The organism is Massiliimalia massiliensis (assembly GCF_900155615.1).
In the GTDB taxonomy this organism is placed as follows: domain Bacteria; phylum Bacillota; class Clostridia; order Oscillospirales; family Ruminococcaceae; genus Massiliimalia; species Massiliimalia massiliensis.
The window spans coordinates 520,099-539,437 of the sequence record NZ_FUHT01000004.1 but is presented as its reverse complement, the minus strand read 5'-3'; the positions used below and the strand labels follow the sequence as shown (position 1 = coordinate 539,437).

Annotated in this window: 20 protein-coding genes; 5 read left to right on the top strand and 15 right to left on the bottom strand. The window is 48.3% G+C overall.

The genetic code is table 11. From position 1 onward, the window contains the following. Positions 1-23: 23 nt before the first annotated feature. The 15 genes from CZ360_RS11165 to dut form a co-directional block, all read right to left on the bottom strand. Positions 24-740, bottom strand: a complete 717-nt coding sequence (locus CZ360_RS11165; protein WP_077534267.1) for an N-acetylmuramoyl-L-alanine amidase family protein — start codon at positions 738-740, stop codon at positions 24-26. Beyond that, positions 737-1,549 carry a Cof-type HAD-IIB family hydrolase gene (locus tag CZ360_RS11160; RefSeq protein ID WP_077534266.1) on the bottom strand — a complete coding sequence of 271 codons (813 nt, stop codon included), beginning with the start codon at positions 1,547-1,549 and terminating at the stop codon, positions 737-739. Before CZ360_RS11160 ends, CZ360_RS11165 begins: the two co-directional genes overlap by 4 nt. A gap of 16 nt (positions 1,550-1,565) precedes the next feature. Next, on the bottom strand, positions 1,566-2,498 hold the full coding sequence (locus tag CZ360_RS11155) for an RluA family pseudouridine synthase (RefSeq protein WP_077534265.1): 933 nt from the start codon (positions 2,496-2,498) through the stop codon (positions 1,566-1,568). Beyond that, complete coding sequence (gene lspA / locus CZ360_RS11150; RefSeq protein WP_077534264.1) at positions 2,498-3,025, bottom strand: signal peptidase II; 528 nt, start codon at positions 3,023-3,025, stop codon at positions 2,498-2,500. Before lspA ends, CZ360_RS11155 begins: the two co-directional genes overlap by 1 nt. A gap of 82 nt (positions 3,026-3,107) precedes the next feature. Then, positions 3,108-5,891, bottom strand: coding sequence for an isoleucine--tRNA ligase (gene ileS / locus CZ360_RS11145; protein ID WP_077534263.1), 2,784 nt, complete (start codon positions 5,889-5,891; stop codon positions 3,108-3,110). Positions 5,892-5,994: 103 nt separating this feature from the next. Further along, complete coding sequence (locus tag CZ360_RS11140; RefSeq protein WP_077534262.1) at positions 5,995-6,846, bottom strand: DivIVA domain-containing protein; 852 nt, start codon at positions 6,844-6,846, stop codon at positions 5,995-5,997. A 15-nt stretch (positions 6,847-6,861) separates the two neighbouring features. After that, complete coding sequence (locus tag CZ360_RS11135; protein ID WP_143530232.1) at positions 6,862-7,623, bottom strand: YlmH family RNA-binding protein; 762 nt, start codon at positions 7,621-7,623, stop codon at positions 6,862-6,864. 3 nt (positions 7,624-7,626) lie between these two features. Further along, positions 7,627-8,079, bottom strand: a complete 453-nt coding sequence (locus CZ360_RS11130) for a cell division protein SepF (RefSeq protein ID WP_077534827.1) — start codon at positions 8,077-8,079, stop codon at positions 7,627-7,629. A 22-nt stretch (positions 8,080-8,101) separates the two neighbouring features. After that, positions 8,102-8,812: a YggS family pyridoxal phosphate-dependent enzyme gene (locus CZ360_RS11125; RefSeq protein WP_143530231.1), complete on the bottom strand. Its 711-nt coding sequence runs from the start codon at positions 8,810-8,812 to the stop codon at positions 8,102-8,104. Next, positions 8,793-10,001, bottom strand: a complete 1,209-nt coding sequence (locus tag CZ360_RS11120; RefSeq protein WP_077534260.1) for a biotin/lipoyl attachment domain-containing protein — start codon at positions 9,999-10,001, stop codon at positions 8,793-8,795. Before CZ360_RS11120 ends, CZ360_RS11125 begins: the two co-directional genes overlap by 20 nt. Positions 10,002-10,016: 15 nt before the next feature. After that, positions 10,017-10,253 (bottom strand): RNA chaperone Hfq, encoded by a 237-nt coding sequence (hfq, locus tag CZ360_RS11115; protein WP_077534825.1) that lies wholly within the window; start codon positions 10,251-10,253, stop codon positions 10,017-10,019. Positions 10,254-10,339: 86 nt separating this feature from the next. Beyond that, positions 10,340-11,281, bottom strand: coding sequence for a tRNA (adenosine(37)-N6)-dimethylallyltransferase MiaA (gene miaA, locus CZ360_RS11110; protein ID WP_077534259.1), 942 nt, complete (start codon positions 11,279-11,281; stop codon positions 10,340-10,342). A 22-nt stretch (positions 11,282-11,303) separates the two neighbouring features. Next, on the bottom strand, positions 11,304-13,304 hold the full coding sequence (gene mutL, locus CZ360_RS11105) for a DNA mismatch repair endonuclease MutL (protein WP_077534258.1): 2,001 nt from the start codon (positions 13,302-13,304) through the stop codon (positions 11,304-11,306). A gap of 18 nt (positions 13,305-13,322) precedes the next feature. Continuing rightward, positions 13,323-15,920, bottom strand: coding sequence for a DNA mismatch repair protein MutS (gene mutS / locus CZ360_RS11100; RefSeq protein WP_077534257.1), 2,598 nt, complete (start codon positions 15,918-15,920; stop codon positions 13,323-13,325). 158 nt (positions 15,921-16,078) lie between these two features. Continuing rightward, positions 16,079-16,513 (bottom strand): dUTP diphosphatase, encoded by a 435-nt coding sequence (dut, locus tag CZ360_RS11095; RefSeq protein WP_077534256.1) that lies wholly within the window; start codon positions 16,511-16,513, stop codon positions 16,079-16,081. Positions 16,514-16,692: 179 nt separating this feature from the next. Here dut and CZ360_RS11090 point away from each other — a divergent pair, with 179 nt between their 5' ends. Genes CZ360_RS11090 through CZ360_RS11070 form a run of 5 tightly spaced genes read left to right on the top strand, consistent with a single transcriptional unit; the run spans position 16,693 to position 19,326 of the window. Next, a complete protein-coding gene (locus CZ360_RS11090) occupies positions 16,693-17,058 on the top strand; it encodes a GntR family transcriptional regulator (protein ID WP_077534255.1) in 366 nt (121 codons plus the stop codon). 2 nt (positions 17,059-17,060) lie between these two features. Next, positions 17,061-17,762, top strand: a complete 702-nt coding sequence (locus CZ360_RS11085; RefSeq protein WP_077534254.1) for an ABC transporter ATP-binding protein — start codon at positions 17,061-17,063, stop codon at positions 17,760-17,762. Continuing rightward, positions 17,756-18,598: a hypothetical protein gene (locus tag CZ360_RS11080; RefSeq protein WP_077534253.1), complete on the top strand. Its 843-nt coding sequence runs from the start codon at positions 17,756-17,758 to the stop codon at positions 18,596-18,598. The genes CZ360_RS11085 and CZ360_RS11080 overlap by 7 nt, the downstream gene beginning before the upstream one ends. Before the next feature lie 34 nt (positions 18,599-18,632). Then, a complete protein-coding gene (locus CZ360_RS11075) occupies positions 18,633-18,884 on the top strand; it encodes a hypothetical protein (RefSeq protein ID WP_077534252.1) in 252 nt (83 codons plus the stop codon). After that, positions 18,820-19,326 carry a hypothetical protein gene (locus tag CZ360_RS11070; RefSeq protein WP_159438260.1) on the top strand — a complete coding sequence of 169 codons (507 nt, stop codon included), beginning with the start codon at positions 18,820-18,822 and terminating at the stop codon, positions 19,324-19,326. The genes CZ360_RS11075 and CZ360_RS11070 overlap by 65 nt, the downstream gene beginning before the upstream one ends. Positions 19,327-19,339 lie beyond the last annotated feature (13 nt).

The window sequence follows — 19,339 nt, the reverse complement described above, 5'->3', positions numbered from 1 at the left end:
GACATGGCTTTGTCATCCGTTCTCTATTCTTCCAGGTGAAAGGTATCGATAATACCGTCTGCAATTGCTTCGGCATATTCTTTCAAATGCTCGTCAAACATCTGGTTATCCAGCTCATTTTCCATAAAGCCCAATTCTACCAGACAGCTCGGCATTTCCGATTCCCGGTTTACCGAATAATCCGCGTCCGAATTATTTTCCCGATACCCGAATTTCACACCACGGTCTGCCTGAATTCCAACGTCGTTTAAATTAGCGAGAATGGCTTTGGCAAGCTGGGTATCCGGTTCCGGAGCAGTATGCTCTACCCAGATTTCCACCCCTTTTCCAGCACCGCTGTTCCGGTGGATGGAAACAAAAACAATCGATTCGTATTGATTAGCCAAATCCGTTCGCTCTTTCAGCCCGATATTGGAATCGCTGTCCCGGGTCATCAGCACCTTCTGTCCGCGTTTCTCCAGAATTTTTTGTATCTCAAGAGAAATGCGAAGCGTGTCGTCCTTTTCCTGCCGTCCTTCATATACGGCGCCGGTATAGTCTCCCCCATGTCCGGGATCAATACAGATCGCGCCCTTGGGATACTGCGTGCCGCGCGAGCATTTTATAATCCCAAAAATCAAAAGCGCCGTCAAGGCAATCAACAAAAGCAGCGCGATATTCCTCCGCCTGCGGAGCTGTCTCCGCCGACGATCATTCCTGCGCCTTTGATAGGCACGGCGGTTTAAGTAAAGATTATTCATTGCTCGTGCTCCATAATATAATCAATTACTTCTGCAATTGCATCCTCTTCATTGGAACCCACAACCAGGTTAGCTGCGTTTCGGACATCCTCCGGCGCATTTTTGACTGCCGCCCCGACATCCGCCGCCTCCAACAGCTGCAGGTCGTTGTAATAATCTCCGACCGCATAAATTTTTTTCTGTTCCAAATGCTCCATCCGGGTCAAAATTTTCAGGGCATCTCCCTTTGAGGTGTTGCGTGGCAGCATTTCGCAATAATACTGGCTGGAGGTAACATAGGTGACATCTGTATGCTCTAGACTATCTAGATATGCACAGAGCGGTTCCATCCGCTCTTTTTCGGTTGCATAGAGCACCTTATACCATTGGTCGGGAATCTCCTCAATCGGAGCGATTGTATGTACCAGATGTTCATGCTCCATATGATCCTGAATCTGCTTGCTCATCTGGGTGACAAAAATCTCTTTTCCCAGGAGGATTTCTACTCCAACCTCTGGGAACTTCCTTGCAATTTCAGCCGCATACCCCTTTGCTGTCTCCGGCAGGACGGAATTCCATACAATTTCGTCTCGATAAGGATCATACAGTACCGCGCCGTTATTCAGCACTACCGGCGTATCCGGCAGAATTAGGTCATGATACGGAAGATAGGATGGCACCGAGCGCCCTGTCGCAATGGTAAAGCCTCCGCCAAGCTGCCTGAGCTTCCGGATTGCCTGCAAATTCCTGTCACTGATGCTTTTGTCTGTACGCAGCAGCGTGTCGTCCATATCTGTGATCAGCAGAACGTGAGAGAGCGGTAATTCCATCTTTCTTCTCCTTTTATTATTTCGTTAAGCCGCGAAGGAAGGTCTGGAAATAATCAGGCAACGGAGAGTCAAATTCCATCCATTCGCCGGTTTTAGGATGTACAAACCCAATTTTTTTCGCGTGCAGGCATTGTCCGTGCAGGGACGTGATCACTTTTTTCGGCCCATAAACCGGGTCCCCCGCCACCGGGCATCCAATATATGCCAGATGCACCCGGATTTGATGAGTGCGTCCGGTTTTCAGCCGGAATCTTAGATGAGAAAAGCCCCGGTACCGTTCGATGACCTCAAACCAGGTAACGGCAGGCTTCGCGTTTTTCTGGGTAACGCACATCTTTTTCCGGTCTGCCTGGCTTCTGCCAATCGGCAGGTCAATCTCGCCGGAATCTTCCCTTGGCGCGTGATAGACTACAGCCTGATATTCCCGCAGAAAGCTGTGCTCCTGGATTTGCTCAGCCAGAGAAAGATGCGTCTGGTCATTCTTCGCGACCATCAAAAGGCCGGATGTATCCTTGTCAATCCGATGGACGATTCCCGGCCGAATCACGCCGTTGATTCCGGACAGCGACTCCCCGCAATGTGCCAACAGCGCATTGACAAGCGTCCCGTCATAGTTTCCGGGAGCAGGATGGACAACCATTCCCTTCGGCTTGTTGACGACCAGAAGATCGTCGTCCTCGTAAACGATATCCAAAGGAATATCCTGCGGCAGGAGATTCAGCTCCGCAGGATACGGAAACTGCGCCAGCAGCCGATCGTCTGGTTTCAGCTTATAGTTTTTTACCGCAGTTTTCCCGTTGACTAAAATATTTCCGGTTTCAATCAGCTTTTGCAGAGAGCTGCGGGTACGCTCCGGATAACATTCGGACAAGAAGCGGTCAAGACGCTGTCCGGCGCATTCCTCTCCGGCAGACCATTCTTCTGTAAATTCGTACTCTGTCTGTCCCATTATGCCTCTTTCTGTTTAGATGTATCGATTTCCTGGGTTTGATCGTGTTTTTTGATCCGTTTTCCTTCCAAGAACAGAAAATAGAAAATAAAGAGGATTGTCCCGACCACCACACAGCAATCCGCAAAATTAAAGATCGCAAATTTTACAAATTTGACATGGATATAATCCACCACAAAGGTACGGAAAATGCGGTCAATCAAATTTCCGATCCCGCCGCCGATAATCAATCCGACCGCCCACATCAGGACTGGCGATGAAAATTTATTCAGGATCAGCAGGACAATCAAAAGCAGTAAAACAACCCCTGTCACTCCAACCAGAAGGAAGGTGCGGCCGGCAAAAATGCCAAACGCCGCTCCCTTATTTTCGCAGTAGGTCAGGTTCAAAACACCGTCGATTAACGGCATGGTTTCAATTGGAGACAAAAACTGAATGGCAAGATATTTAAAGAGCTGATCCAACCCAATAATCAGCACTGATACGGCGAGGATTACATAGTTTAAATGTTTTTTCATGAAATTCATTGATTTTCTCCCGTTTGACTTACTTTTTAATAGGAAAATTGCCGTTATGCAGCATTCCTGATAACGGCAATTTTAACATCGTTTATTTTTCCAAAACGCCGGCACAGCGTGCGCATAAGGTCGGATGGCCGGTAACAGAGCCAACGCTGTCGTCAAACTTCCAGCAGCGTTCGCATTTTTCGCCTTCTGCCTTGCTGACAGTTACAGAAAGGCCTTCCGTCTCGCCTTTGAATTCACCGTCACCTTTGAGCACTTCCACCTGAGAACAGATGAACACCATTTTCAATTCTTCCGGTACCGTTGAGAGGAAATCATAAAGCTCTCCGTCACAGTAAAGGCTGACCTTTGCATCCAACGGTTTTCCAACCAGCTTTTCTGCCCGTTTCTCTTCCAATGCTTTCTGAACATCACCGCAGACGTTATAGATACGATTCCATTTTGCCAGGAACGCTTCATCGGCTTCCACATCCAGCGGTTCATTCATCTGATTAAAGAGGACGTTTTCCGCGTCATCCTGTTTGGAATGCGGCATTGCTTTCCAAATTTCGTCAGAAGTGTAAGCCAGGATCGGAGCCAGAATCTTTGTGAGAGAGTCGAGGATCAGATACATCGCGGTCTGGGCAGAACGGCGCAGCCCGCCGTCCGGCGCCTCACAGTATAGTCTATCCTTGATAATGTCCAGATAGAAGTTGGACATGTCAACAACACAGAAATTATAGATCGCGTGGTACACCACATGGAAATCAAGCGCTTCATAACCAGCCTTTACCTTCTCAATTAGGGTATTCAGACGGGTTAATGCCAGGCGATCCAGCTCCTGAAGGTCTGACAAGGAAACCATATCGGTATCCGGATTAAAATCATAGAGATTTCCGATGATATATTTTGCGGTATTCCTGATCTTGCGGTAGGTATCGCTCAACTGCTTTAATATTTCCTTGGAAATCCTGATATCGGCGTGGTAATCGGAGGAAGCCACCCAAAGTCTTAGAATATCGGCGCCATACTGCTGGATGATTTCATCCGCTTCAATGCCATTGCCAAGAGATTTGGACATTTTCTTCCCTTCGCCGTCTACAACCCAGCCGTGGGTGCAGACCGCCTTATAAGGCGCCGTGCCCTTCCATGCGACGGAGGTAAGCAGCGATGACTGGAACCAGCCGCGGTATTGGTCCGCGCCCTCCAGATAGAGGTCAGCCGGCCATCTGAGATCATCCCGTTCCGCCAGCACAGCCGCATGGCTGACGCCGCTGTCAAACCAGACGTCCATGATATCCGTTTCTTTGGTAAACTCACCGCAGCCGCATTCACATTTCACAGATTTCGGGATAAATTCGCTCGGATCCTTGATGAACCAGGAATCTGCCCCTTCCTTCCGGAACATATCGGAAATTGCCTTGATCGTTTCATCATTGACAATCATCTTGCCGCAGTCTTTGCAATAGACAATCGGGATCGGAACACCCCAGGAACGCTGACGGGAAATACACCAGTCGCTGCGGTCACGCACCATTCCTTCAATCCGTCCTTCACCCCATTCAGGAATCCATTCTACATCACGGATTGCCTGGATTGCTTCTTCTTTAAATCCGTCAACCGAGCAGAACCACTGTTCTGTTGCACGGAACAGGACGGGCTGTTTGCATCTCCAGCAGTGCGGGTACTGGTGCTTAATTTTCTGCAAAGCAAAAAGCGCGCCGATTTCATCCAGCTTCATCGCAATCGCCTTGTTGGCGTCATCCGTTTTCAGACCTGCAAACTCGCCGGCTTCTTCCGTCAGAGTTCCCGTCGAATCGACCGGGACGACAATCGGGATTTCCGGGTAATTCTTGCAGACTTCAAAGTCCTCAACACCATGACCCGGCGCAGTGTGGACGCATCCGGTACCGCTTTCCAGGGTAACATGGTCGCCGTAGATAACCAGGGATTCCCGGTTCATAAACGGGTGAGCTACCTTCATATATTCAAGTTCTTTTCCCAAGAAAGAACCTTCTGTCTCGTAATCGGAAATCTTAGCCGCCTCCATTGTGGAAGCAACCAGTTCTTTGGCCATGACATAATATTCGCCGTTGGCCTTCACAAGGGTGTATTCATATTCCGGACCCAGGCAGATCGCCACATTGCCCGGCAGAGTCCAAGTAGTGGTAGTCCAAATCACGAAATAGACCTGAGACGGGTCAATTTCCATCTTAGAGAAAAAGCCTTTATCGTCTGTAACCTGGAATTTCACATAAATAGAATGGCAGGGATCATCCGCGTATTCGATTTCAGCTTCCGCTAGGGCGGTATTGCATTCCGGGCACCAGTAGACCGGTTTCAGGCCTTTATAGATAAAGTCCCGTTTCGCCATCGCGCCGAACACTTCAATCTGCTTCGCCTCAAATTCCGGACGCAGGGTCATATAGGGATTCTCAAAGTCCCCAATAACGCCCAGACGCTTAAACTGATTCGTCATGGAATCAATAAAAGAGGTTGCAAACTCCTTGCAGATTTTTCTCAGTTCAATTTTCGAGATTGAGGCGGGATCTACCCCATCCTTTTTCAGGGCCTTGAGTTCAATCGGCAGTCCATGGGTATCCCAGCCCGGAACATAAGGCGCCTTAAAGCCGCTCATATTTTTATACTTGATAATAAAATCCTTGAGAACCTTATTCATCGCAGTACCCATATGGATATTACCATTTGCATACGGCGGTCCGTCATGAAGGATATATAACGGCTTCCCGTCATTTTTCTGCATCAGCTTCTGATAAAGCTTTTCCTCTTCCCATCCCTTGAGCATATCCGGCTCCCGTTTCGGCAGGTTGCCCCGCATCGGAAACTCAGTCTGCGGTAGATTTAGCGTATTGTTGTAATCCTGTGCCATTCAATAAAACTCCCCTTATGATCTAACTTGCTGATATAACAAACAAGTACCTGACAGCAAAATGCCGGCAGGTTCTCGTTTGCATCATATCATTGGGCGGCGCTTAGTTTTCGCTCCCAAATTTTAGTTCGCCAAATTTGCTGACATACTGCTCTGACTGTTCTACCGGTGTTTCCTCTGCAGGAGCCTCTGCTGCTTCCGGAGCTGCGGCTTCCACTGGAGCAGCCTCTTCCACAGGAGCTGCAGTTGCAGAATCAATGGTTTGTGCAGTGACAGTAACATCCTCCGGCAGATTGTCAAGCTTCTGCTCTTCTACCTTCTGCTGGTAGATATTTTTTTGCAGTTCCCTTACTTCTTTTCCTTCTTCCGTTTTGTCCGGTTCATCATCCGGAAGCTTTTGGATCAGGTCAATATGGTTGCGGTAGATATCAAGCAGTTCTTTTTTGAATTTGGAAACCTCGCGCTGTGTTCTCAGCAGAATGGTCTGTTCCTTTTCAATCTCATATCTGCTTGTCCGCAGGGTATTTTCGATATTAGCCTTTGTATCAGCCATCATGCGCTCGGATTCCGCTTTGGTTTTGGTCAACAGCTCCTGAGAAAATGCCTTCGCTTCCGAAACCATTTTTTCAGAATCCAATTTTGCTGCAGCGGTCATATTTTCAGATTTTTCTTCTGCTTCCTTGACCATGTTATCCGCTTTTTCCTGCGCCTCAGCAACTGTAGCTTTCGCCAGCTTCTGAGCGCCCAGCAAAGCTTCCTGCAGGCTTTCCTCATCCTTTTTGTACTCTTCGACTTTCCTTGCTAAAACTTCAAGCTTTTTCATCATATTAACTTTATCAGTCTCTAAAGTTTGAATATAGCTAGCAATATCACCAAGATAACGTTTGACGGAATCCGGATCATAGCCTTTTCTAACCGCTTCAAATTCTTTTGACATAATCTCGTTAATATTCATACGATGGTGCCCCCTTCATATATACTTCTGCAATAAAATATGATATCTGCCTTTTTTTGTCTCTCGAATCTCTTTTGCCAGAATATATTTGCCAAAACCACGAACCGTTATGATGTCCTCCGGCTTCAGCAGAATAGACGGAGAAGAAACCTCCTCATAATTAAGCTGAACTCTTCCGGCAGAAACCAAATCCATGGTTTTCGACCTGCTCAGTTTTGTGGCTAAACCTACCACACAATCAATGCGCAGGGAAGCAACCGTCCCCGCAATCTCTGCAAATTGCTGTTCTACCCGCAAGGGAATGTGGTCTGTCTCGGAAACCGAAACTCCTACCCTGCCGATTTTCTGCATATTTTGCAGAATGTACTCTGCAGCGGTTTCCCCCGCTACTACGGCGGCCTCTCCTTCGCCCACTACAATATCCCCAATTGTCTCCCGTTTGAGCCGCAGCGCCATCAGGGAACCCAAAAAATCCCGATGTGTCAGCGCATCGCTTTTCCGGAAGGTAAAATAGAGATACCGGAATGGAAACGCCAGACTGTCCTCAGCAAGGTAATCCGGATATACACACAGCATCTGCCGTTTTGCACCCTCATACCCGCCGCCAAAGCAATAATGACAGTCACGATACTGATTCAGCGCCTGCTTTGCAAGCATCTGCTGCCGCTCGTCCAGAAACAGCGAATATCTCGGATAATTCTTTTCCTGTACGGATACCGCCATATCACGTATCCTCGCAAGAAAGAACTCGTCCGCCTTTTCGTTTTTCTGATCCATCAGTTAAAAATAGACGCCGCTGTTTTCCAGTTCATCCAAAAGGTCGCCCATAATATCGACATTGTACGGAGTGATGATAAAGGTACTGTTTGCAACCCTTTTGATCTGGCCGTTGTTCGCATACGCGACGCCGCTTAAAAAGTCAACCAGCCTTCTCGCCAGTTCCTTGCTGGCAGATTCCAGATTGAGCACAACGGTGCGCTTGTTGTTGAGATGGTCGGCAATGCTGCTGGCATCTTCAAAGTGTTCCGGCTTTACCAAAACAACCTGAAGCTGCGTTGTAGCATGGATATTGACCACTTTATTTTTCTTGGAGGACACGGTAGTATCCTCATAATCGTAATTCGTATTCTTTTTCGGTTCCGGAGCGCTGGAATTTAAAATATCCATTTCATCATCAAATTCTTCGTCTTCCGGCGGAACAAAAATATCTCTGATTTTATTTACAATGCTCATAAGTTTTTTAACCTCCAGCAATTTATTTTTGATAATCTCTTTTTCCAAACAACGCCGTACCGATACGGACAATGTTAGATCCATATAAGATTGCCTGCCCATAGTCCGCAGACATCCCCATTGAAAGCAAACTCATATCTATATTATCTAATTTTTTAGCCTTGATGTCAACAAATAATTTACTAATATTGTAGAAATACCGCTCAGATTCGCCGATTGGTGGTATACACATCAGTCCTTTTACAGAAATATTGTGCAAATTAGACAACGTTTCCAACGCTTCCATCAGTCCATCAGGCGTAAAACCGCTTTTACTTTCCTCCTGCCCAATGTTAACTTCAAGCAAAATATCCATTTTCTTCCTGTTTTTCCCCATAATTCGGTCAATTTCCTCTGCAAGCCTGACGGAAGAAACCGACTCGATCATCGACACAGAATCAGTTAAATACTTTACCTTATTCGTTTGTAAATGTCCGATAAAATGAACCTCCGCACGGGAAAGGTCATACTTGTCCCGTTTCGATTCAAATTCCTGTACCCGGTTCTCTCCCAGGAGGTCAAGCCCTTCGGAGATCGCCACATTCACAAGCTCCGGCGGGACAGTTTTGGTCACAGCCATAATTCTGACCTCTTCAGATCTGCGCCCGGCCTTGACGGCCGCTTCTCCTACCTGATAGCGAATCCGCTTTAAATTTTCCCGGATATCCTCCGGACTACATTGGCATATCATCATATAACCCATCTTTTCCTTCAACAATTACTTCATCATATAACTGCAAAAAATCCTTATCATCAGACACCCTGCTGATTACATAATCGTCTGCTGTATAAACGATATCGATCTGGCGGAACCGGACAACCCTGCCTGAATTGATGTAAACACCGGTTTTTCCATCCTTCATCCGGACAGCGTCGCGGCTGACCCGCAGCCCCTTTCCGCTGCCGAAAAAGATCACCGGCTTTTCTTTTCTCAGATCGATAATCTTCTCATTCATAATACCGCTGGAGAGCAAAATCGCGCTGGTTTCCTCATCCGGGTTCTTATTGATTTTTTCTACCTTGGCTTCAATTTTATTCGTCTCGTTTCCCGAAAAGATCAAATCCACCTTTTTGCCCTCGCTGAGCTGTTCGAGATCCTTGGTAGCAATCAGAGCGGCAAACCGCCAATCAGTGGAACCGATCATCTTGCCTACGATCTCCTTCGGCTCGGTTGGCTCTGTATTGTTCAAGAGCTCCTTTACCCCATCTACAGAGAGCTCGGTCAAAGAATCCTTGGTAATCACCGCTTCATACCCGTCAAGCAGGCTGGTAAAATAACCGGAAACCGGGCTTTTAACGACCGTTCCCTCCGGTGCGGCAAGCGCCTTGCGTTCTTCCTCCAGCGAAGACAGCTCCTCCTCAAAGGAAAGCTCTGGATTAAGCGCCTTTTCCTGCTTTAAAAGCTGCTTCAGAAAATCGGAGGACGTGCCGGACAGGTCGGAATACTGCCCCCGCTGAATCGAGTAAAGCAGACTCGACTGTTCCCGTTCCACCGCCGAATGAATATTCTGAAGGTCTGATCCGGAAACCGTATTGGATTCCTGAAGCTCCTTTAAAACAGCAATCTTTTCATCCAGCCGCTGAGCCTGAAGATGCAGCGAAAGATCACTCTCAGACTGGTACACAGTCGCAATTGCTGCGTCCTTTACTACCTTCTGTGCGTTGGGGAATTCATACTGGATGATTCCGTCATAATTTTCCTCAATCAGTTCTTCATCCTTGAGCATTACGCCTTCCAGCTCCACCTGATCAGTGTACTGATACATTTCTGCGATCTCTGTTTTATAAGGCGAATAAAAAAACTGATAGATCTGATAGCCAAAATATATCAGGGCAAACAGCGACAATATGACAGCAAGCGCCCTGCCTAATTTTGCGTTCATAATACCTCTTCCGTTTTATTCGTCGTTTGTATCGGTATCCATCATGGAAACCGGGCGGGTCGGGATCACTGTGGACATCGCATGCTTATAAACCAGATTCTGGCGGCCGTCACAGTCTAGAATTACAATGTAGTTGTCAAACCCTTTTACGATCCCGCGGAACTGAAATCCATTCGTCAAAAAGATCGTAACCGGGATTTTTTCTTTTCTGGCCTGATTTAAAAATACATCCTGTAAATTCAAGTTTTTCATTTCTTCCGCGAAGAGATATTTTTCTCCGCCCAGACCACCTTTCAATCAAAAAATTATACTCTCAGTAATCATTTTAATTCATTCTATCACAGATTGAAAAAAGTTTCCACATATTTTTGAGAATTTTTTATGACATTATCAAAAGTATCAAATTCATCAGGGAAAAACCAGCATATTTGCGGATTTCTGCGAAACCAGGTTAGCTGTCTTTTCGCATAACGCCGGGATTCCTGCTTAATTTTGTCGATACAGTCCGCCAGCGGCAGCTCCCCAGCAAAATAGGGCTTGAGCTCCTTATAGCCAATCGCGTTATACGCCGTTTTCAAATCGGCCGCCGACAGCACCTCCTGCGCCTCGTCCACCAGGCCGTCCTCCAGCATCCGGTCTACCCTCAGGTTAATCCGATCATAGAGCTTCTGCCGGTCGCGAAAATTAAGCCCGACCATACAGGAATGATAGGGAGGCGGCTCCAGCCGGCTTTCCTTTTTCTGCTGAGTCAGCGTTTTTCCGGTCAGCCGGTAAACCTCCACCGCACGCACCAGGCGTACATAATTGTGGGGATGTATTTCCTTTGCGGCCTCCGGGTCAATCTCACAGAGATACCGGTATAGGGTCTCACCGTTGTCCTTTTTGGCCTCTTCATAAAGGGCTTCCCTCAGCGCGAGATCTCCCCTCTGCTCAGAGAAGGAAACATGGTTTAAAAGGGAATCCACATAAAGCCCTGTTCCCCCGGCAATTACCGGCAATTTGCCGCGGCCCGTTATCTCGTCAATCTTCTCCCGAGCCAATCTCACATAATCTGAAACGGAAAACGGCTGGGATGGGTCGAGAAAGTCAATCAGATGATGCGGAACGCCCTCCATCTCCTCTTCGGTAGGCTTAGCGGTTGCAATGGACATCGTTCGGTAAATCTGCATGCTGTCGGCCGAAATTACCTCGCCGTCAAAGCGTTTTGCCAGCGCGACAGCAAGCTTTGTTTTTCCAGAGGCAGTCGGTCCCACGACAGCCAAAACCCTTTTCTTATCCATTGCAAACGTCTCTCCTGATTCTTTAATTATGGCGGCCAAACCGCTTTTCAATTTCGTATTTTGTCATGGTAATCCCTACCGGGCGTCCATGCGGGCAATGCCTTATTTTATGGTCAAAATACACCTGTTTTGCCAGTTCCTCCAGTTCTTCAGGCGTATTGTCCTCATTTGCCTTAATCGCCGCCCGGCAGGCCATCGAGTGCAGCAGGTCGTCAAATGCCTGCGGCGTAATATCCACCTTGGAAAGGAGCAGGTTCTTTGCCAAATCCTCTACAATTCCTCTCAGGTCATACCGGCTGAGGATCAGCGGCGCTTCTTTTACCCGGACGGTACCGTTTTCCCTTTCCAGTACAAAGCCCAGCTTTCCGGTCAGCTCCCGATGGGACAGAAGCGCATCCGCTTCCTCACTCGAAAGCGGAACTGAAATCGGGGTAAGCAGAATCTGCCGTTCCTGCAGATGGATTTTCTCTTTAAGCTGTTCAAAGAGAATCCGTTCGTGCGCCGCGTGCTTATCCATCATGATAAACAAATCCTCCGTTTCAAAGAGGATATAGGTCTTGAACACCTCGCCGATCATCCGGATTGCGAGCTCCGGCTCTGTTTCTGTTTCTCCGTCCGGCAAAGGTATCGGAACCACAGGGGCCGGTTTCGCCTCTTCCGGCTGTTTCTTTTCAAACGCTTCCCGGGACAGGAAGGAAAAATCTTCCAAAGACTCCGCCGCAGAATGGGAGGACGGTTCCGGAGGCGCTTTCCGTTCTGGCTCCGGTGGCTGTGAGGATACCGGCCGGCAGTTCCCATCCAGGCTTTCCTGTTTTCCAGCGTGGTAAACGACTCCCGGTTCATGGAGTGTGACCTTCTGCTGCGGCGAAAAAACCTGCGGATTGATATGCAGCAAATTGTCGTCCTGCCGCACAGGCCGGACCGGCTCACGCGCCGTTTCCCTTTCCGTTTTCAGATAAGTTTGCTGTGATGGCGCCTGCCGAAACGAGGATAAAAGCTGCGGATCCTCCGTTTTTGTCTTTTCTGTTAAGATATCCTGCTGATCTAATGCTGATTTTACCCCGAAATAAACCGTTTCAAACACAGGGCGTTCCTGCACGAACCGGATTTCTATCTTTGCCGGGTGGACATTGACGTCTACCTGGTTAAAGTCAATTTTTAGCTTCAAAACACAGGCCGGAAACTTCCCAACCATGATCGAATGCTTATACCCTTCTTCCAGCGCCGCTATACAGGTTCGAGATTTCACATACCGGTCGTTCACGAAGAAGTACTGCATAGACCGGTTCGTGCGGGCGAAGGATGGCTTTGTAACATAGCCCTGCACCGTCAGTCCATTGTGGGAATAGCTGACCGGAATCAGCCCGGAAGAGAATTCCTTCCCAAACACAGCATAAACGGCGGAAATCAGCTTTCCGTCTCCAGGGGTATGGAGCGCCGTTTTGTTGTCCTTAATCAGCTTAAATGAGATTTCCGGATGGGACAGCGCAATCTTTTCTACAATCCCCTGTACTGCGTTTCCTTCCGAAAAATCCTTCTTTAAAAATTTCAGCCTGGCAGGCACATTGTAAAATAAATCCCGCACGATCATGGTCGTCCCGTTCGGGCAGCCGGCCTCTTCCAGCGACTGTTCCTCTCCTCCGTGAACGACATACCGGCAGCCCAGCAGATTTTCCCTGGCCTTGGTGATCAGCTCCACCTTTGCCACCGCACAGACAGACGCCAGCGCCTCGCCCCGGAATCCGAGAGTCGCGATATCAGACAGATCCTCTCTGCTTCTGACCTTACTGGTTGCATGGCGCAGAAAGGCAGTCGGGACATCCTCCGGCTCCATTCCGACCCCATCGTCCGTAATCCGGATAAAGCCGATCCCGCCCTGTTTGATTTCGATAGTAACAGCCGTCGCTTTCGCATCGATTGCATTTTCCAAAAGCTCTTTCACGATGGAGGCCGGGCGTTCGATCACTTCCCCGGCTGCGATCAGCTCCGATACCGCCTTATCCAACACATGAATTTTTGCCACGCCATGCACCTGCCTTTCTTATTTTAATAATTTCTTCCATTCATACAGCATGCTGAGCGCCTCCAGAGGCGTCAGCGTGTCCACCTGCAGCGCTTTTAACTTTTCCTCAATCTCGCTGGTATAGCTCATCAATGTCATCTGGCTGTCCTGCCGGACAGGCTCCTTGACCACCCGAACCACGCCATGCTCCGATTCCAATTCCGATAATATTTCCTTTGCGCGGCTGACAACCCTTTCCGGGATTCCCGCCAGCTTCGCAACCTCAATTCCAAAGCTGTCATCCGCGCCGCCCGGCACAATTTTCCGCAGGAAGGTGATATCGTCTCCCCGTTTTTTCACCGAGATATTGTAGTTTTTAACCCCTTCCAGCTCGTCCTCCATGGAGGTCAGCTCATGATAATGGGTCGCAAACAGGGTTTTACAGCGCAGCCGTTTGGTATTGACGATAAATTCCACCACCGCCTTGGCGATGCTCATTCCGTCAAAGGTAGAGGTTCCGCGCCCGATTTCATCCAGAATAACCAGACTCTGCGAGGTCGCGTATTTTAAGATGTGCGCCACCTCGCTCATTTCCACCATAAAGGTGGACTGTCCGGCAGCCAGATCGTCCGATGCGCCGACACGGGTGAAAATCCGGTCTACAATGCTCAGTCTGGCGGCCGAGGCCGGGACAAAGCTGCCAATCTGCGCCATGATTGTAATGATCGCTACCTGCCGCATATAGGTGGATTTCCCCGCCATATTCGGCCCTGTGATAATTGCCATCCGGTCGGAGGAGGTATTAAGATAGGTGTCATTCGGGACAAATACGCTCCCGTCGAGCATCTGCTCCACCACCGGATGCCGCCCATTTTTGATTTCCAGGCTTCCGTCCAAGGTCAGCTCCGGGCAAACATAATTGTTCTGCATCGCGACAAACGCAAGCGAGCAGAAAAAATCAAGCTTTGATACAGCGTTTGCAGTCCGCTGGATGCCGTCCAGCCGGGAGGCGATATATTTCCGGACTTCGTGGAAAATCTCATTCTCCAGCGCCAGGATTTTTTCGCTCGCGGTCAGCACCTTAGTTTCCAGTTCCTTGAGCTCCTGTGTAATATACCGCTCGCAGTTTGTCAGGGTCCGCTTGCGGATATAGGTTTCCGGCACCATATCGAGATTCGAGTTGGTAACCTCAATATAATAGCCGAACACCTTGTTGTATTTTATCTTCAGCCCCTTGATTCCGGTCTTTTCCCGTTCCGATTCCTCGATTCCCTTGATTATTTCCTTGGCGTTGGTGCAGAGGCCGCGGTATTCATCCAGGTTTTCATTAAAACCGGGTTTAATATATCCGCCGTCCTTGAGGCTAAAGGGCGGTTCCTCCACAATGGAGTTTTCCACCAGGTTCGCGATATCCTCCATCAGGTCAATGTCATTATGTATTTCCCGAAGCTGCTCGCTCCGGAACGAAGCAGTCAGCTCCTTAATTTCCGGCAGACGTCTTGCAGTCGCCGCCAGCGCGCGCAGCTCCCTCGGGTTCGCTGAGTCATACACCACCCTTGTCATCAGACGTTCCAGGTCATATACGCCGCCAAGCTGCTGCTGGAGGCCGTCCCTGACCATATGCCCGTCAAAGAGCTCCTTCACCGCATTCTGCCGTCGGGTAATTTCCGCCAAATTGATCAGAGGCTGTTCGAGCGATTTTCTCATCAGCCGTTTCCCCATCGCAGTTTTGGTTTTGTCCAGCACCCATAACAGTGTTCCGCGCTTTTCCTTCGTGCGGATCGTCTCGGTAATCTCCAGATTTCTTCGTGCCGTAATGTCAATATTCATGTACTGGCTTTCCGTATAGAAATGGATCTGGGAAAGGCGTTTCGCTCCCTCATGCTGGGTTTGGTTGAGATACTGAATCAGCCCGCCCAATGCGAGGACAGCAAGACCGCCGCCTTTCATGCCGAGCTCTTCCGCTTCCGAGACCTTGAAATGCTGCTTCACTTCCCGCTCCGCGTCCGAAAGGTCGATCCGCTCTCCCTCATAGGTGCTGCTGAGCGCTGTCAGACGGTTTGCAAGAAACTCCTTAATCTCCTTATCCTTCTGAAACGCCTCATTGCAGAGAATTTCCGCAGGCATGAATTTGGAAAGCTCATTTAGGACATCGTTGGAAAGATTCGTACTGATCTGCTCCGTCAGATAGACCTCACCGGTTGAAATATCCGCAAAGCAGGCCGCAAAAGCCTTTCCTTTGATATAAATACTTGCAATATAGTTGTTCCTGGAATCCTCCAGCATATCCCCTTCGATCAGGGTGCCCGGCGTGATCACCCGGATCACATCCCGTTTGACAAGACCTTTGGCAAGGCTTGGATCCTCCGTCTGTTCGCAGATGGCAACCTTATAGCCCTTATCAATCAGCCTCTTGATATACGTTTCCGCAGAATGGTAAGGGATTCCGCACATCGGCGCACGCTCCGGCAGGCCGCAGTCCTTTCCCGTCAGGGTTAGCTCCAGCTCTTTGGAGATATTGACCGCATCGTCAAAAAACATCTCATAAAAATCCCCCAGCCTGAAAAACAGGACGTGGTCTTTATGGGCCGCTTTGATATTCAGATACTGCTGCATCATGGGAGATAATTTTGACATACCGGTTACGCCTTTCGTTCATCAATTTTTCCACAACATATAGTGTCAATATTTTATTAATTCTACCATATTTTGCAGTTTTTTTCAAGATTGAACAAGTGATTCTTCTGCTGCAGAAAACAAAAGCCATGCGTGCATTTGGGCCCGCATGGCTTTTGTTATCTGCCGGTTGAACCGAACCCGCCGCTTCCCCGTTCCGTCTCGGAGAGCTCCTCCGCTTCTTCAAATTCTGCTTCCAGGAACGGGGTAATAATGAGCTGGGCAATCCGTTCGCCCGGCTCCACCACCGCGTCCGTCTGGCTATGGTTGTGCAGGAAGATCAGGTATTCCCCGCGATAGTCGCTGTCACAGACTCCTACCTTATTTGCAGGCGCAAGCCCCCTCTTAGTCGCCAGCCCGCTCCGCGCATAGACTAAGCCTGCATAGCCCTCCGGGATTTCTACAGCAAGCCCTGTACTGACTTTAGCTGTTTCGCCTGCTTTAATTGTCAGGGGCTTCTCCAGGCAGGCATATAAATCATATCCCGCGGCAAATTCACTCCCTCTTGTCGGGATTACCGCATTCGGATTTAATTTTTTGACGTGAATCAACATACCAATTACCATGCTTTGCTTTGCAAAGACGTCCTTTCCAGCGCAAATACCCAGCGCTTTTTTTCTATTCTACCATATACGCCGCAAAAATAAAATAAAAAATTTTGTATAGCCTCTTGACAATTAGCAAAGAATATTGTATTATTTCAATAGTACAATAATACAAAGGAGATGAAAGGATGAAATGGGAATTTCGGGACGACAGGCCAATCTACAGCCAGCTTGTGGAACAGATTCAGAGAAGAATCGTATCCGGCTCCTTTCCTGCCGGCTCAAAGCTGCCGTCAGTCAGGGATTTGGCCTCGGAAGCCTCTGTCAACCCAAACACCATGCAGAAAGCCTTCGCAGAACTGGAACGAATCGGACTGGTTTACTCCCAGCGCACCTCGGGACGATTTATTACCGAGGATCAAACCAAAATAGAAACCATCAAGGATGAATTGGCCTCTGAAAAAATCGGTGAGTTTTTCACACAGATGAAGGAACTCGGTTTTTCCCAGCAGGATACGATTCGCCTGATTTCAAAAACATCTAAGGAGGAATGAGTATGGACCACATTCTAGAATGCAGAGGAGTTTCCAAAAATTATCTGGCCCAAATCCCTGCGCTCAATTTTACCAACCTGACCGTAAACCGCGGCCGTATCGTTGGGCTGCTTGGCCCAAACGGAAGCGGAAAAACAACCCTGATCAAAATGGCCAGCGGAATCCTGACGCCCACATCCGGCAGCATCTTAATTAACGGCGTCCCGGTTGGACCGGACACCAAAAATATGGTGTCTTACCTGCCGGAACGCACCTATTTGAACGATTGGATGAAGGTGCGCGATATTATCCAGTTTTTTACCGACTTCTATCAAAACTTTAATCCGGAAAAGGCCTACGATATGCTGGGGCGCCTGAACATCAATCCGGATGACCGCTTAAAAACCATGTCCAAGGGTACTAAGGAGAAGGTTCAACTTATCCTGGTCATGAGCCGCGAAGCGGATCTTTATCTTCTGGACGAGCCAATCGGCGGAGTTGACCCGGCGGCCAGGGATTATATCCTGGATACGATCATTTCAAACTACAGTGAAAACTCCACCGTTATGATCTCCACCCATCTGATCTATGATATTGAAAAGGTTTTGGATGACGTAATTTTCATTAATCAGGGAAATCTGGTATTAGCTTCCTCTGTTGATGACATCCGGGAAAAACAAGGTAAATCCATTGACGCTTATTTTAGGGAGGTATTCAGATGTTAGGCAAATTAATGAAATACGAATTCAAGGCAACTGCCCGCCTCTTTATTCCAATGTACCTGATCCTTTTAGTGCTTTCCTCAGTCAACCGGGTGCTGCTGGAGCTCAGTGGCTACAGCACTAATTTCACCCTTTTCCCCGCCGGTTCTACCCTGCAGAACATTTTTGAGATGCTGGCGGGTACTACCACCATGATTTATGTCCTGGCAATCTTTGCCGTTCTATTTCTAACCTTTATCATCTTTGTTTACCGTTTCTACAAAAACCTGCTAGGAGACGAAGGATATCTGATGATGACTCTGCCGGTAAAGCCCAGCCAGCAACTCTGGGCAAAGCTTCACACCTCCCTGATCTGGACAATTTGCAGTGCTCTGGCCTGCTGCCTCTCGCTGGTCATTCTGCTGATCAATGCTGACGGCGTGGAGTGGATGGTAAAAAATCTTCCGGAAATGTTCCGGCTGATGTTCCAAATCGATTCTGTGGAAAAGGTGCATATCATTTTCTATATCATTGAATTGGTTGCAGTGATGGTAATTGGCGTTTATTCCGGCGTGATGTTCTACTACGCCTGCCTTGCAATCGGCCACCGGATGAGCAGAAAGCACAAATTATTATCTGCGGTCGGCGCTTACCTGATTATTTCCTTCGCTATGCAGGTAATCGGCGTAATCCTATTGATCATCAGCGGATCAGTCTTTGACTTTTCCTTCATGAATCTCCCGGCAGAATGGATCTTCCACATCATGATGATCGCATCTATGCTGATGGGCATTGCTGAATTTGCGGTATTTTTCCTCATTACCAATAATATACTAGGTAAACATCTGAACCTTGAATAGCAAAAGATCCATCAAATAAAAAAGGGTACAGATTTTGAAAGAGGTGACCTTCATGAAACCAGCCATTATCGCAGTCCTTATTTCAGCCGCAGTTTTATCCCTCGCAACAGGACACTGGAAAAAGCTGCTGGAACAGGAAGCGGCCAGGGTTATGCCCTCCCCATCCGTAGTGCGCATGGTTTATGATTCCCTGCCAGAAAAAGTGAAAGAAGGGTTAAAAAATGAAACGGATTCTTTTAGTTTTGTTGACAGCGGCAACAATTGCCGTGGCCTGCTCCGGTTGTAGTCTGTTTGACAAGATATCGGATACCATGGACGCAGCGATGGAATTGGCTGATTCGGTCGACGAGATCAAAAAAAGCGGACGGGTAGAAATCCTGACGGAGGGCAGCGATGAACCGGTCGCTGTACTGGAAACCGAAGAAGAAATGAAAGATTTTATTTCCCAGATGGGTCTTTCCTCTGTAAAAGATATCGTCACACCAAGCGATGCCGGCCTAAAAATCGCGAAGCTTCCAAAGGAGGCGGAGATTTCCTATATCTGTATTTTCTATCAGGAAGAAACGCAGAAGGCCGGACAGGATGAAAGTGACCTGAAGGAGCTGGAAATTGCAAGAATGGTCTTTTATAAGGATATCCCCTATCTCACCATTGAAATGAGCAGCTTTTCCCTCGACTTTCAGCTTCCCGAAACCACCGACAGCTATTTCGAAAGCCTGATCCAATAGAAAGAGAAACGCC

Excerpts from the sequence above, each read along its gene's own strand:
- CZ360_RS11135 (WP_143530232.1), bottom strand. The coding sequence starts at position 7,623 with ATGGATCAGAAAAACGAAAAGGCGGACGAGTTCTTTCTTGCGAGGATA.
- ileS (WP_077534263.1), bottom strand. The coding sequence starts at position 5,891 with ATGGCACAGGATTACAACAATACGCTAAATCTACCGCAGACTGAGTTT.
- CZ360_RS11090 (WP_077534255.1), top strand. The coding sequence starts at position 16,693 with ATGAAATGGGAATTTCGGGACGACAGGCCAATCTACAGCCAGCTTGTG.
- mutS (WP_077534257.1), bottom strand. The coding sequence starts at position 15,920 with ATGTCAAAATTATCTCCCATGATGCAGCAGTATCTGAATATCAAAGCG.
- CZ360_RS11160 (WP_077534266.1), bottom strand. The coding sequence starts at position 1,549 with ATGGAATTACCGCTCTCTCACGTTCTGCTGATCACAGATATGGACGAC.
- dut (WP_077534256.1), bottom strand. The coding sequence starts at position 16,513 with ATGTTGATTCACGTCAAAAAATTAAATCCGAATGCGGTAATCCCGACA.
- CZ360_RS11080 (WP_077534253.1), top strand. The coding sequence starts at position 17,756 with ATGTTAGGCAAATTAATGAAATACGAATTCAAGGCAACTGCCCGCCTC.
- miaA (WP_077534259.1), bottom strand. The coding sequence starts at position 11,281 with ATGGATAAGAAAAGGGTTTTGGCTGTCGTGGGACCGACTGCCTCTGGA.
- CZ360_RS11155 (WP_077534265.1), bottom strand. The coding sequence starts at position 2,498 with ATGGGACAGACAGAGTACGAATTTACAGAAGAATGGTCTGCCGGAGAG.
- CZ360_RS11130 (WP_077534827.1), bottom strand. The coding sequence starts at position 8,079 with ATGAGCATTGTAAATAAAATCAGAGATATTTTTGTTCCGCCGGAAGAC.
- hfq (WP_077534825.1), bottom strand. The coding sequence starts at position 10,253 with ATGAAAAACTTGAATTTACAGGATGTATTTTTAAATCAGGCCAGAAAA.
- CZ360_RS11125 (WP_143530231.1), bottom strand. The coding sequence starts at position 8,812 with ATGATGATATGCCAATGTAGTCCGGAGGATATCCGGGAAAATTTAAAG.
- CZ360_RS11140 (WP_077534262.1), bottom strand. The coding sequence starts at position 6,846 with ATGAATATTAACGAGATTATGTCAAAAGAATTTGAAGCGGTTAGAAAA.
- CZ360_RS11165 (WP_077534267.1), bottom strand. The coding sequence starts at position 740 with ATGAATAATCTTTACTTAAACCGCCGTGCCTATCAAAGGCGCAGGAAT.
- lspA (WP_077534264.1), bottom strand. The coding sequence starts at position 3,025 with ATGAATTTCATGAAAAAACATTTAAACTATGTAATCCTCGCCGTATCA.
- CZ360_RS11085 (WP_077534254.1), top strand. The coding sequence starts at position 17,061 with ATGGACCACATTCTAGAATGCAGAGGAGTTTCCAAAAATTATCTGGCC.
- CZ360_RS11120 (WP_077534260.1), bottom strand. The coding sequence starts at position 10,001 with ATGAACGCAAAATTAGGCAGGGCGCTTGCTGTCATATTGTCGCTGTTT.
- CZ360_RS11070 (WP_159438260.1), top strand. The coding sequence starts at position 18,820 with ATGAAACGGATTCTTTTAGTTTTGTTGACAGCGGCAACAATTGCCGTG.